Origin of the sequence: Undibacterium hunanense (assembly GCF_014284335.1) — a bacterium.
Taxonomy (GTDB): domain Bacteria; phylum Pseudomonadota; class Gammaproteobacteria; order Burkholderiales; family Burkholderiaceae_D; genus Undibacterium; species Undibacterium hunanense.
In genome coordinates this window covers 304,074-317,167 of record NZ_JACOGF010000005.1, presented here as the reverse complement: position 1 = coordinate 317,167, position 13,094 = coordinate 304,074, and the positions used below count along the sequence as shown (strand labels likewise).

Sequence of the window (13,094 nt, the reverse complement as noted above, 5' to 3'; positions counted from 1 at the left end):
GACTCATTTCATCCCTCAGGCTGAGATGAGTCACAGTTAATCCTTGTTCACAATTGATGCGAATTGATGCCAATAGCGGGCGGGTATAATTGCCGCCTGTGTGATCTGGAATGAATTGCAAAAATAACTAGATTTAAGTACGACGCCTGCTAAACTGATCAGAATGAAATAGCAGGCTGACAAGGATTTTTATCCGATCTTGGTTTTGTAATAAGCTCTTGGCCTAATTATTAAAAAAAGTTAAATTAAAAGTTGCTTTTGAGAATTTTTTGACTAAGATACAGATTGCAGATGATTCCGTACGGCAACTTCTTAGAATTCATAACAGATACACAAGCAGGACTTACGCAAAATTGCTCCCCCAAGGCACGAGGAAGTCAATACAAATTGACAGTACAAAAGTACGGCTGGCGTTGCAAAGTAGTTGGGTGGTTTTGCATAGGTTTTGATCAGTATGCTGTGGCTTGAACAGAATGTCGGGTGTTGCTGGCTTCAACCCCTACAAGCCCATAGAGGAATCACCATATCAATATTGGGAGATATTCATGGACAAGCTAGAAATATTTAAAACCATCGCCGCCGAGGTTAACCGGGGTGACCTGGTCTTCCCGACCAGCGTTGATTCATCACTGCGTCTGCAAAAGGCGCTGGATGACCCTGACTGCCATGTTGACGCAGCAGCAAAAATGATCGCAGCAGACCCCTTGTTGTCAGCCCGTACCGTGGCGCTGGCCAATTCTGTTGCCTACAACCGTTCCGGCAATGAAGTCACCAACGTGCGCCTGGCAGTGAATCGCCTGGGTTTTCGTACACTGAAAGCCATGCTGGCATCCGTCATCGTGCGCCAGTTGAACAGCCAGGTCAAAGACCCGGCACTGAAGGCAAAAGCAGCACAGTTGTGGGAACACTCGGCCCATGTTTCCTCGCTGGCGCAGGTAATTGCCAAGCAGGTTACCAAGGTTGATCCTGAAACCGCGATTTTTGCCGGTATCGTGCATGAAGTCGGCGGTTTTTACCTGATTTCACGTGCAGAAGAATTCCCCGGTCTGCTCGATGGTGAACCAGCTACCTGGATAGAATATGGCGAACGCCTGATCGGCCGTGGCATCATGCGTCGGCTGGGCATACCCGAAAGTGTCATGCAGGCCGTCGAAGCCCTGTGGCATGGCGTTTGCGCCTTCCCGCCGGAATCCCTGGGTGACACCCTGATTCTGGCAAACGACATCGCACCGGTACTGTCCCCCCTGCATAATAATGAAGGCGACAAGATCGCGCGCTTTTCACGTCGCATCAATTTTGAATTTGAAGACGGCAACTTTCAGGATGTGATGTCTGATTCGGAAGAACAGATCGATTCCCTGACCGCAGCACTGATGCTGTAAGCAGCAGATACAACTTCACCCCGGCATCGTCGGATCCAAAACGTCAGCAGGCATCAGCTTGCTGACGTTTTTTATTGTGCGCGTGCCATGTTTTCCTATGTCGCTTGAAGCAATATGCTGGCCGCTTTACCGTACCGCAAACGTCACGCTGACACGCAAGCCTGATGCCGGTCTTTCATTCGAAAAATCAAGTTGCACTCCTGCCCCGACACGTGTGGAAATAGCTTGCACGATAGCCAGACCGAGACCGGATCCTGGCTGATCATTTCCCAGCACGCGATAAAAAGGATCAAATACTCTCTTTCTGTCAGTGACAGCAATGCCAGGGCCATTATCTTCAACGGTCAGAGTGATCATCGTTTCAGTGCTTGCCACTGACAAATCGACACGCCCTCCTTCCGGTGTATAACGAATGGCGTTGTCCACCAGATTTCTGATGAGAATGATCAGATCAAGTTCGTTGACCATGACGGTGGCATCCTCGTCACCGACCACGCCGATGTCAAGCTGTTTCGCATCAGCCAGCGGCATCATATCTTCCAGCACACGTCGATAGATTTTTTGCACAGATACGCCGCTTTCGGATGATACGGCGGTAGTTTGGACACGCGCCAAAGTCAACAACTGCGCCAGCATTGTTTTAGCCCGATCAATACCCTGGCGTAATAGCTGCAAATGCTCGCGCGCATTGGCCGACATGTCAGTATTGTCCAACAATTCAGCCTGAAGCGACAATGCAGTCAATGGGGAGCGCAGTTCGTGCGCAGCATCAGCGACAAAACGTCGCTGTGCTCCCATGAATTGTTCCACACGCATCAGGAGGTGGTTGATGGCGGCCACAAACGGGCGGATTTCACGGGGCAATGCCTCACAAGAAATCGGATGCAAGGCCTGCTCGTCGCGCCTGTCTATTTCGGCAGAAAGGCTTGCCACCGGCTTGAAGATGCTACGCACGATATTGGCGACCATCAACAGTAATATCGGCATCAGTATCAGGAAAGGCATCAACGTGCGCAATGCGCTATTGTTAGCAATTTCATCCCTGACAGACATTTTTTGAGCGACAGCCAGGTGCTTGCCAGTACCCAGTGTATGTACCAATACACGATAAATTTCTTGCCCAGTATTGAAAGTCTGCATGCCATCCTGCAAGCTTCCTGGTAGCGGCAAAGACGTTTTAGCTGTAGTGGCCAGGATGGCTGAAGTGGCTGGCATGGCTGTAATGCCACCACCGGGTGCTGCCATCGGTAGCAGTTGCACAAAAACCCGGGATTCCTCATCAATACCGTCATTCGTGCTTTTGTTTTTCTCTGCATCTGTAAGCTCAGCCCAGTTCTGGCGTTCGGACAAGGTAGCAATCTGGCGCAACATATCGTCCTGAAGCTCGTTAACCTCGTCAAGCGCCGAGAAAAATGCAAACACTCCGGCAATCAGTGCCACACTGCATATCATCACAGACAAGTACATGGACAACCTGATCTGGATAGAATTTTCTATTCGTTTTTTGATACCATCCATCCAACACCTCTTACATTCTTGATCACCGTATTGCCGAGCTTCTTGCGTAATCCATGAATCAAAAATTCGACTGCGTTACTCTCCACCTCATCCCCCCAGCCGTACACCCGGTCTTCGAGTTCACTACGAGACAAAATAGCGCCTGGACGAACCATCAGGGATTGCAAAACCGCGAATTCACGGTTCGATAATTGAACGCCTTTGCCTTGTTGCACACGCGCCTCGCGGGTGGCCTGATCAAGTGTAATGATGCCGTTGCTCAACTCAGAATTGGCAACACCGCCTTTCCTTCTGATGGCGACCCGCATACGGGCCAGCAATTCGCGCATTTCGAATGGTTTGAGGATGTAGTCATCCGCGCCACCATCAAGACCAAGTATCCTGTCATCCACGCCGTCACGCGCTGTAACGATCAGCAAGGGTACCGGATTGTCTCGCATTCGAATGCAACGAAGTACATCCAATCCGTCTTTGCCGGGCAAGCCCAAATCAAGCAAGACCAGATCATAGTGCTGGCACGATAACACCTGGACAGCAGACAAGCCGTTGCGCATCCAGTCTACGGCATAGGACTCCTCTTTCAGTGCCGAACACAGGGCGTTTCCTATCATCACATCGTCTTCGACCAATAACACGCGCATCTATTCGCCTTCGGGTCTTTGTCAGATTTAATCCATACATCAATATGGATTAATACGGATCAATATGGATCGCTACGGTTGTAATGGGTATCGTCATCATCACAAGCATGTGACGATGACGAAAACTTGAAGTCTGCATGAGTACAACAATGAGTACAGCCCCAGTCAGGTCTTCTGCTTTATGTATTTGCGTTCATTTTCTGTTGATCATACAAGAACTTTACTTCTTGTTTACATCGCCCTTTTTTTCCACTTCTTTTTCTTGCGCTTCCTGCTCTGGCGTTTCGTGTTTTTGCGAAATGACCTGGCCGGAAACTGCATCAATCATGATTTCTTCACTGCCTTCGGCAGACCTCAGTTGCAAGTCAAAGGAATATACCAGGCAGTTTTCTTCCACTTCCAATTCACGGCTCACTACTTTCTTCAAATCTGCTTTAGCAATCAGTTTAAGGGCCGTTGCCTGCGCACTAGCCATACTGACCTTGGCCATTTTCTTCATTTCCTTGTCTGTCATGCTTCCGCTTACTTTTGCGCTGCATTCCCCCTGGGCTGCACTGGCGAACAGTGGAAAGACTGCAATAAGGGCGAATGCAACAAGGCGGACAGGACGGCTAAATACATTGAGTTCAGACATGAGTATCTCCATTTGATAGCGTGAAAGAAGCAGGCAATTTAATTGCAGGGATTTACGCCAGACCATTCCATTAAGTTTTGTGGAACAATTTTGCGTAAGTCCCAAGCCTATACGGAGACAATTAGCTCAAGCTTAGAGACCTTAAATCATGATTGGGCAAAACCGCATTGACAACATGATTCGAAACGTATGCTCAATGGGCGGCGAACAGGAGTGGCGAGCAAATGAAACAGATGGAAGATAATTCCAGTAAAGGGAGCTCGCCCCATCAAGACCACTCACAAAATACCAATTTCACTTTCCCTGCAGGCTTTACGGTAGAAAAACCCTTGTCCCGTAAAACGTTTGCGATAATACCAGTGCCAAAATAAAACAAAGTGGTATTGGCTGTGAGTTCAAATACTGCGGGTTTTCGTTACCATCATATGACATCTGCATGGCTTAAAAAAGTCTGCGAAAAATGCCTTGTTTACTGCATTCAAACAACACTGGAACGGCGTTAACAAGGATGTACTGGCACTTAAGTGGCATTATAAGTATAAAACCAGTTGACCAGTTTTTTTGTGCCTAGTATGTTGTGGCTGCACGCTGCAAGAAGGCAGCCAGAAACGATTTCAGAAAACATCATTCAGCAGAGACACCCACCATGAGCACAGAAAAAGACCTGCCCCAGCACCCCATGCGCTGGGTACCCAGCCTGTATCTGGCATCCGGCATGCCGTTTTATGCCGTCGCCCTGATCGCTGGCCTGATGTACAAAAGCATGGGTGTGCCGAATGACCAGATTGCCCACTGGACAGGTCTGGTAGGGCTGGCCTGGGTATTCAAGTCTTTGTGGAGCCCTTTCCTGGAAGCCGCAGGCAGCAAGAAAATGCTGGTGGTGCTGTTTCAGATGGTAGGTGGTGGTGCGCTGGGCCTGCTGGCACTGTCTTTGCAATTACCGGCCTATTTTGCCATCAGCATCGCCCTGCTTGGCGTGGTGGCAATCGCATCAGCAACGCATGACATTGCAGCCGACGGTTTATACATGGCCAGCCTCAGCAACACCCAGCAAGCCAGCTATGCCGGCTGGCAAGGGGCGTTTTTCAATGCAGCAAAATTTATTACCCTTGGCCCTCTGGTGTATCTGGCTGGTTACCTGGAAAAAAGCCTGGCACCGGCGCAGGCCTGGACCATCATTTTTGCCATCATGGGTGTGCTCCTGTTCAGCCTGGGTTTGTATAACAGCTGGTCACTGCCCGGTACTAAAAATACAGAAACCAAAGCTTCCATGCATAGCATTTTTGTGACCTTGCAGGATGTGATTGTTGAATTCTTTAAAAAGCCTGGTATCTGGCTGGCTATCGTTTTCATTATCCTGTTCCGCGCTGCGGAAGGGCAAATACAAACCATAGGCCCGCTGTTCTTGCGCGAAGCAAAAAATCTGGGTGGTCTGGGGCTGACGACTGACCAGGTGGGTACGGCGTATGGCGTTGCCGGCACGATAGCATTTTTGGGTGGCAGCATACTCGGCGGTTATTTCGCATCATGGCTGGGTTTGAAGCGTGCACTGCCGTGGCTGATACTGGCGATGAATACCCCTAACCTGGCCTTTTTCTTTTTGAGCAGCAGCCTGCCGGAAAACATGGCCGTCATCACCGCTGCGCTGGCATTCGAAATGTTTGGCTATGGCTTTGGCTTCGTTGGCCTGATCCTGTTCATCATGCAGGTGGTGGCCCCCGGTAAATACCAGACTGCCCACTATGCGCTGGGAACGGGCGTCATGCAACTGGGCTTCGTATTGTTCAAGACCATCAGCGGCGATATCCAGGTATCACTGGGCTACAAGAATTTCTTTATCTGGGTCATGCTCAGCGCCATCCCGGTATTGATCATGACACGCTTCGTGTCGTATGGTGACGCTCCGCCAGGTGCCAGCAAATCAGGCGCAACTGAAGGTTTGGGCAAGACTGCTGATGCATAAGCATTAGAAATAAGCATTAAAAATAAACGTTCAAAATAAGCATTCCACCTAAGTAGTTTCATTCTCATTCAATTCGATGGCGCAATGTAAAAATTGCGCCATTTCTTTTGCCCTTGAGCAAGAAATAGTTAATTAAAAAATAATACTTGACGCACTCAGCAAATGGGCGTGCAATGGGTACCATGCGCAATGACGCATGCCAACCCACACCGGAGACCCATCTTGCAATCTACGACAAAGAAATCATGGCACTACGCCGGTGCCATCGGCATCCTGCTGGTCAGCGCAGGCCTGCTGGCGCAAAACATCGGTGTGACCCGTACCCCGATTACCCAGGCAGATTCATCCATTCCCGGAAAAGAAGATTACATAACCCGCATTGATGTAGCCGCTGGCGGCAAGGTTGACTGGCACACTCATCCGGGTGACGAAATCAGTTATGTGATGGACGGTGAAATAGAGTTACTGGTCGCCAACCAAACCCCGCGCAAGATCAAAGCCGGCGAAGGTTTTGTCGTACCTGGCGGCACGGTTCACAGTGCAAAAAATCACGGCAACACAACGATCAAGCTGGTCGGCGTGTATGTGCTGGACAAAGGCAAACCCTTGGCTTCGCCAGCCTCAGCACCGGCAGCATCGTATTAAAATCAAAGAGAGCTTAATTGGATTAATTGCTTAATTGGATTAATTGAATTAATTGGTATGGCGCCTGAATATGGCATCCAGTTCACCACTCTTTTTCAGCGTGGCGATGGCAGCATTCAGCCTGGGTAGCGCAGCTGCCCGGGATGGATGTATGCGCAGCATCATTTCGCTTTCGTCGATCATGCGGCCTTCATCGCAGGCATAGCGCTTGGCATCGACTTTGGTCCAGTACTGCCGGACGTAGCTGCTGATGATGATCTGGTCAAAGCGCTTGGCTTTCAGGGTCAGCAACAGATTGGGGGAGTTGAAAATGTCTGCGCGCTGTATCTGCTCAGTCGCAAAGGCAGCTTCAAATTCAGGATAAGAATAGCCGGAAATCACACCGATTTTCTGTCCATAAAAATCGCTGACTGCCTGCTTTTTAGGGACTTCGCCCGGTCGGAAACATAGCACGGCTTTGGGCAGGCCAAAAGCCATGCTGTACACACCAGGCACCGTTGAATTAGCACGCCACTTGGGATTGGCCCCCACTTCAATATCCAGTTGGCCATCTTCAAAAGACTTCAGCAAACGGCGCATGGGCAGGTATTGCTGATCCAGCTTGTCGCCACTCAGTCGGACAATGGCAACCATCAGGTCGGGAAAGATACCACCAGGCCCTTTGGGGCCCACCAGGACAAAAGGTGCATCACCGCCTTCATAATAGGCAATGCGGAAGGTGTCTGCCATTGCTGGCGATGCCATCAGCACCGACACTGCAAACATCCATTTCCTGATCATTGCGCCCTCATTCCTAGATTTTCTTCCAGCTACAAGCTGAAATATGATTATGACCGTTTAGAGCATGTTGACCTAGTGTAATGTAGAAATATTACAGAATGCTTGCAGAAAAACAATCGTATTTGCAAACGATGGTTGCAAACGATGCTGCACGCAGTTCAGATCCACATTCCATCGTCGTTCAACCCCAGAAAACCGTCACTGGTCACATATCCGGGCTGGCTGGCTTGTCGAAAATATCAGTTGCAGCTATCTTGGCTTCATGAAAACCGCTCCTACATCCTTTCCACGCTGGCCTGCACTGCCAGGCCTCCGGCAAATCGTCGTGGTCTTCTTGATCAGTCTGTTGATAGCCTGGGTAACCACGCCTGTCTTCCAGTCACCTTTCTGGCTGGTGCTCAGGCGCACGACTTTCATCGCAATGGTGATGCTGCTGGCCTTCACTGTCTCGGGTACCTGGCGTTTGCAGTGGCTGCCACGCTGGATACCACACTGGCTGGTGCGGGTAGCGGCGGTCTGCCTGCTGGCACCTTTTGCCAGCCTGGCTGCCTATGTGGCGATAGCAGGCGATTTCATGAGTTTCATCAAGGCGAATAATCTCTTGTCCGGTTTTGCCACCAGCACGATTTTTGCACTGTTTTTTGGTCCCCTGGTCGCCGTCGCTGCCATCAAACGCGAAGACAAACAACGTGAACGTGCAGACCGCCTGCAACTGGAACTGGAGAAGAGCGCCCTCGAACGCGAAGTGCTGGATGCCCGCCTGCGCCTGCTACAGGCGCAGATAGAACCGCATTTTCTGTTCAATACCCTGGCCAATGTACAGGCCCTGGTTGAATCCGGTTCAGACAATGCAGCGCCGGTCTTGCGCCACCTGATCGCCTATCTGCGGGCAGCCATGCCGCGCCTGAATGATGCCGACGCAACGCTGGAAAACGAAATGCAACTGGTCAGCGCCTATCTGGAAATCATGCATATGCGCATGCCAGACCGGCTGCAGTTTGAACTTCAGCTTGCGCCTGAACTGAAAGACTTGCGCTTTCCCGCGATGGCCTTGCTGACCTTGGTGGAAAATGCCGTACGCCATGGCATAGACCCCGGCACTGAAGTTGGCCGCATAGAAGTCGGCGGCAAGCGAGATGCCCGTAGCGGCATGGTGACATTGTGGGTAGCAGATACTGGCATAGGCATGGCAGAAACCGCTGTACCCGGCACAGGCCTGACCAATGTCAGGGCAAGGCTGCAAGCCTGCTTTGGAAAAGATGCACGTGTCGATTTGCATGAACAGACACCACATGGTTTGCGTGTTGAATTAATTTTTCACTCTGGGGCTAAGACATGAAGCAGATCAACGCACAAATCACCCGGCAGATCAACAGGCCAATCACTGCGCTGATCGCCGATGATGAACCTTTGCTGAGAGAGCATTTGCGTTTCAACCTGTCGCGCCTGTGGCCAGAACTGCATATCGTCGATGAAGCCCGCAATGGTCACGAAGCAATAGAGATGTTCGATATCCATCAGCCCGACATTGTCTTTCTGGATGTGCATATGCCCGGCTTGAATGGCATAGAAGCCGCCAGGTCTATCGCCCGCAGGGCACATATCGTCTTTTTTACCGCCTATGAGCAATATGCAGTGCAGGCGTTTGAACAGGGTGCCATTGATTACCTCATCAAGCCCATCATGGAAGCGCGTCTGAACGACACCATCACGCGCCTGCAACAGCGCATGGTACAAGCGAATGAACCTGGCGCCGGTTATGATGCCCTGCTGGACCGCATGGCAAATGATTTACGGCAGCGCAATCCACCACGACATCACCTGCAATGGATCAAGGCATCCGTCGGCAACAGCGTGCGCCTGATCCCGGTAGAACAGGTTGCCTTTCTGCGCGCTGACGATAAATACACTCTGGTCGCCTGGGATGGCGGCGATGCCCTGATACGCAAGAGCATACGTGAACTCAGTGACGAACTGGACCCGGATCGTTTTGCACAAACCCATCGCTCCGTCATCGTCAATCTGCACTATGTCGCCGGCGTGACACGCGGTATGAATGAAACCGCCGAATTACAACTGCGTGGCCGCCCCGAAGTCTTGCCTGTCAGCCGCAGCTACCTGCATCTGTTCAGGCAGATGTAAGCACCGCAGAAGCAGGCTCAAGCTGTAGCCACCCAAAACAGTCAACTGCAATCTTTACGAACACCGGACACGCAAAAAGCAAATCAGACTTTGCAGGCACCGTCACGCCTGTACATAACCAGACACAACCAGACACAACCTCAACACTCAACCAAGGAGCTATCCCATGAGCACAGGCAGCATAGACACCATACCTGATTCAGCCAGCATGCATGAACCGGCCAACAAGAATACCCCGCCGCATACGCTGTCACGTGCGCTGAACAAACCTGCCAGCATGGCCCTGAGCCATGCTGCAAGACTATGGTTTTCTGTTGCGATAATAGGCCAGCTATTATTCGTCTATTACATCCTCGGCTTCTACGTCGCATCTGCCTTGCGGGGCGACCTGGCGGCGTGGAGCAAGGTACTGCCGCATGGTTACATCAAAGGCGACAACATCGGCAATGCCGCCATCATTACGCATATTTTTCTGGCGGCCTGCATCACCCTGGCTGGCATACTGCAACTGATACCGCAGCTACGCACACGTGCACCGGTCTTCCATCGCTGGAACGGGCGCATCTATCTGGGCAGCCTGGTCATCGCTGCAGGCAGTGGCCTGTACATGGTGTGGCTTCGTGATGGCGTGGGTGACTTTGTGCAGCATCTGGGTGTCAGCCTGAATGCCGTGCTGATACTATTCTGCGCAGCCATGGCCTTGCGCCATGCACTGGCACGCCAGTTCGCCCTGCACCGCCGTTGGGCGCTGCGCCTGTTCTTGCTGGCCAACGGCGTCTGGTTCTTTCGCATAGGCCTGATGTTCTGGATAGCGGTCAACCAGGGTCCGGCCGGTTTTAATCCCAAGACTTTTGAAGGCCCATTCCTGAGCTTTCTGTCGTTTGCGAATTCACTGATCCCCCTGCTGGTGCTGGAACTGTACCTGCGCACCCAGGACAGCAAGAGCACCCTTGCCCGCTACAGCATGGCAGGCGGATTGCTGGTGCTGAGCGTGGCAAGCGGCATAGGCATTGCCGTCGCTTTCATGGGTATGTGGCGGCCGCATCTTTGACACTTGCCGCAGATCGGCCCGGCACATGGATGGGCCTTTCTCAGGCTTTTATCTCAAAACCCAGTGCCCGCAAGGCAATTTCAGCGGCCTGCTGATCTTGCAACGCATTCCCGCCGGATATGCCTATGCCACCGATCACTTTGCCATTGTCGATAATGGGGCAACCGCCACCAACAGCAACCAGGCGCGGCCTGTGAGCGAGCTGGGCCACGACATCATTGCTGATGATTGCGGTCCAGGTATGTGTAGGCAAACCAAAGGACGCTGCTGTCCAGGCCTTGTCTATGGCCACATCCACCGTCAGGAAAGCCGCGCTGTCAGCACGTTCAAAGGCTTTCAGATGCCCGGCATTATCGCTGACGGCGATTGTCACTGCGATACCAAGATCACGCGCAGCTGCACTGGCTGCGGCGATCAAGGTTGTTGCAGCACTGGCAGTAATACTGGCGGCGGGAAATGACCGGCTGATTTGTGTTGTTTGCATATGTTCTTACAAAAGTTCTTACAAAATAAGTTTTTACATAATGAGAAGAAAAGCATGGCCCGGCATCTGCATGCCATGAAACCATTACGGTCAGGAATATTGGCTGATTCTAATCACCCGGATCATTCAGATCATTCGTACAAATCAGATCAATCAGGTCGTTGCGTCACAGGTACCTCCAAGCCTTTTATCACCGCAGGCCTTTGCACAAAATTCGCCAGTACCCGTGCAACATGGGGATAATTGCCAATACCAATCAATTCGCCGGCTTCAAAAAAACCGCTCAATATACGCACCCACGGAAAAATCGCGATATCGGCAATCGTATAGTCATCACCCATGATCCAGGCACGGTCAGTCAGCCTTTTTTCCAGCACTGCCATCAGTCTCTTTGTTTCTGTGACGTAGCGTGTCAGCGGTCGTTTATCTTCATATTCTCTTCCTGCAAAGCGATGGAAGAAACCAAGCTGACCAAACATCGGCCCTATGCCTGCCATCTGGAACATCAGCCACTGTATGGTTTCATAGCGCGCTGCTGCAGATGTGGGCAAAAGCTGCCCGGTTTTTTCGGCCAGATACAGCAAGATCGCCCCCGATTCGAACAATGCCAGGGAATTTCCATCCGGACCAGCTGGGTCTATAATGGCCGGGATCTTGTTGTTGGGATTGACCGACAGAAAATGCGGCGACCATACCCCGTCCTGATCCAGCGTAACGCGATGGGCATCGTAGGCCAGGCCTGTCTCTTCAAGCATGATGGAAACCTTGACGCCATTTGGCGTAGCCAGGGAATAAAGCTGTATCCTGTCCGCATGGACTGGATGCCACTTTTTGGTGATATAAAATTCTGAAAGCTTTGTCATGTTTGATCTCCACAAATGAATGCTCTTGCAACTTGCCTCAAGGCTTCGAATTGTCCATGGATGACAACTGCCGGTGAAGCAGGCAGCGGGAAGTAGTGTTCTAACTAATGGTTAGCAATGGATAAATTGAAATGCATGGAAGTGTTTGTCACCGTGGTCGAAACGGGCAATTTCACGCTGGCCTCTGTCAAACTCGACATCACCTCCGTCATGGTTGGCAAGCAGATTCGCCAGTTGGAAGAATTGCTGGGATCGCGTCTGCTAAAGCGCAATACGCGCCACCAAAGCCTGACTGATGCGGGTGCCATCTACTATCGCCGCGCCAAAACGATACTCAACGACATCAACGAAGCGCAAGACGCAGTCCTTGAACTGGAAACCGGGCTTGGCGGAAAACTGCGTATCAGCGCCCCGGTGTCCATGGGTAGCTGCGTCATTGCACCGCTGCTGGCAAGCTATTTTCATCGTTTTCCAACGGTAGAAATCGAACTGGTGCTGAGCAATGCCAAAGTGGATTTGATCGACGAAGGGTTTGACCTGACCATACGCGTGGGTGTCTTGCCAGATTCTGGCCTGGTCGCCCGCCCGCTGCGCCCTTACCGTAACCTGATTTGCGGCTCACCTGCTTATTTTCAGCGCGAAGGCGTGCCCAGGAAATGGTCGGATCTCGACAAGCATCGTTGCCTTGCACATCAATTATGGCAACCGGTATGGCAACAAGATGACGGGGCAGAATTAAGCTGGCCCACCCGGCATGTGTTTTCTTCAAATGACGGCTATGCCTTGCGCGCCGCCGCCATCGGTGGTGTCGGCCTGATCATGCAACCAGAAGCATTGCTGGAAGAAGCCATTCAGAACGGTCAACTGGTTTCCGTCCTGACTGATTTTCTGCCACCACCGCTTCCGGTACATCTGATCTATCTGCAAGATCCCTACCCCCGACGCAAGCTCACCAGTCTGGTGGATTTTCTTGTTGACGCGCTCAGATAGG

At 51.4% G+C, this 13,094-nt stretch carries 13 protein-coding genes; 7 read left to right on the top strand and 6 right to left on the bottom strand.

The window, feature by feature from the left end:
• Nucleotides 1-545 precede the first annotated feature (545 nt).
• Nucleotides 546-1,382, top strand: a complete 837-nt coding sequence (locus H8L32_RS12555) for an HDOD domain-containing protein (protein ID WP_186947560.1) — start codon at nucleotides 546-548, stop codon at nucleotides 1,380-1,382.
• 126 nt (nucleotides 1,383-1,508) lie between these two features.
• Here the strand turns inward: H8L32_RS12555 and H8L32_RS12550 are convergent, their stop codons facing one another.
• The 3 genes from H8L32_RS12550 to H8L32_RS12540 form a co-directional block, all read right to left on the bottom strand.
• Nucleotides 1,509-2,849, bottom strand: coding sequence for an ATP-binding protein (locus H8L32_RS12550; protein WP_230412188.1), 1,341 nt, complete (start codon nucleotides 2,847-2,849; stop codon nucleotides 1,509-1,511).
• A gap of 26 nt (nucleotides 2,850-2,875) precedes the next feature.
• Complete coding sequence (locus H8L32_RS12545) at nucleotides 2,876-3,541, bottom strand: response regulator (protein WP_186947558.1); 666 nt, start codon at nucleotides 3,539-3,541, stop codon at nucleotides 2,876-2,878.
• Nucleotides 3,542-3,761: 220 nt separating this feature from the next.
• Nucleotides 3,762-4,241: a PepSY domain-containing protein gene (locus tag H8L32_RS12540; protein ID WP_186947557.1), complete on the bottom strand. Its 480-nt coding sequence runs from the start codon at nucleotides 4,239-4,241 to the stop codon at nucleotides 3,762-3,764.
• A gap of 580 nt (nucleotides 4,242-4,821) precedes the next feature.
• Between H8L32_RS12540 and H8L32_RS12535 the strand changes: the two genes are divergently transcribed.
• Nucleotides 4,822-6,138, top strand: a complete 1,317-nt coding sequence (locus H8L32_RS12535) for an MFS transporter (protein WP_186947556.1) — start codon at nucleotides 4,822-4,824, stop codon at nucleotides 6,136-6,138.
• A gap of 222 nt (nucleotides 6,139-6,360) precedes the next feature.
• On the top strand, nucleotides 6,361-6,783 hold the full coding sequence (locus tag H8L32_RS12530; protein ID WP_230412187.1) for a cupin domain-containing protein: 423 nt from the start codon (nucleotides 6,361-6,363) through the stop codon (nucleotides 6,781-6,783).
• 48 nt (nucleotides 6,784-6,831) lie between these two features.
• Here H8L32_RS12530 and H8L32_RS12525 read toward each other — a convergent pair whose 3' ends face one another.
• The gene (locus H8L32_RS12525; RefSeq protein ID WP_186947555.1) at nucleotides 6,832-7,563 is read right to left on the bottom strand and encodes a substrate-binding periplasmic protein; all 732 of its coding nucleotides are present in this window, start codon (nucleotides 7,561-7,563) and stop codon (nucleotides 6,832-6,834) included.
• Between the two features lie 262 nt (nucleotides 7,564-7,825).
• On the opposite strand from H8L32_RS12525, the gene H8L32_RS12520 reads away from it, so the two are divergent.
• From H8L32_RS12520 to H8L32_RS12510, 3 genes are all read left to right on the top strand, one after another.
• A complete protein-coding gene (locus H8L32_RS12520; protein ID WP_186947554.1) occupies nucleotides 7,826-8,902 on the top strand; it encodes a sensor histidine kinase in 1,077 nt (358 codons plus the stop codon).
• The gene (locus tag H8L32_RS12515; protein ID WP_186947553.1) at nucleotides 8,899-9,705 is read left to right on the top strand and encodes a LytR/AlgR family response regulator transcription factor; all 807 of its coding nucleotides are present in this window, start codon (nucleotides 8,899-8,901) and stop codon (nucleotides 9,703-9,705) included. Before H8L32_RS12520 ends, H8L32_RS12515 begins: the two co-directional genes overlap by 4 nt.
• Before the next feature lie 166 nt (nucleotides 9,706-9,871).
• Entirely contained in the window at nucleotides 9,872-10,756 is an 885-nt protein-coding gene (locus H8L32_RS12510; protein WP_186947552.1) for a DUF2306 domain-containing protein, read from the top strand.
• A gap of 40 nt (nucleotides 10,757-10,796) precedes the next feature.
• On the opposite strand, the gene H8L32_RS12505 is transcribed toward H8L32_RS12510, so the two are convergent.
• Together H8L32_RS12505 and H8L32_RS12500 are read right to left on the bottom strand one after the other, a co-directional pair.
• Nucleotides 10,797-11,240: a GlcG/HbpS family heme-binding protein gene (locus H8L32_RS12505; protein ID WP_186947551.1), complete on the bottom strand. Its 444-nt coding sequence runs from the start codon at nucleotides 11,238-11,240 to the stop codon at nucleotides 10,797-10,799.
• Nucleotides 11,241-11,389: 149 nt separating this feature from the next.
• Nucleotides 11,390-12,103, bottom strand: coding sequence for a glutathione S-transferase N-terminal domain-containing protein (locus H8L32_RS12500; protein ID WP_186947550.1), 714 nt, complete (start codon nucleotides 12,101-12,103; stop codon nucleotides 11,390-11,392).
• A 117-nt stretch (nucleotides 12,104-12,220) separates the two neighbouring features.
• On the opposite strand from H8L32_RS12500, the gene H8L32_RS12495 reads away from it, so the two are divergent.
• Nucleotides 12,221-13,093, top strand: coding sequence for a LysR substrate-binding domain-containing protein (locus H8L32_RS12495; RefSeq protein WP_186947549.1), 873 nt, complete (start codon nucleotides 12,221-12,223; stop codon nucleotides 13,091-13,093).
• Nucleotide 13,094: the final 1 nt, after the last annotated feature.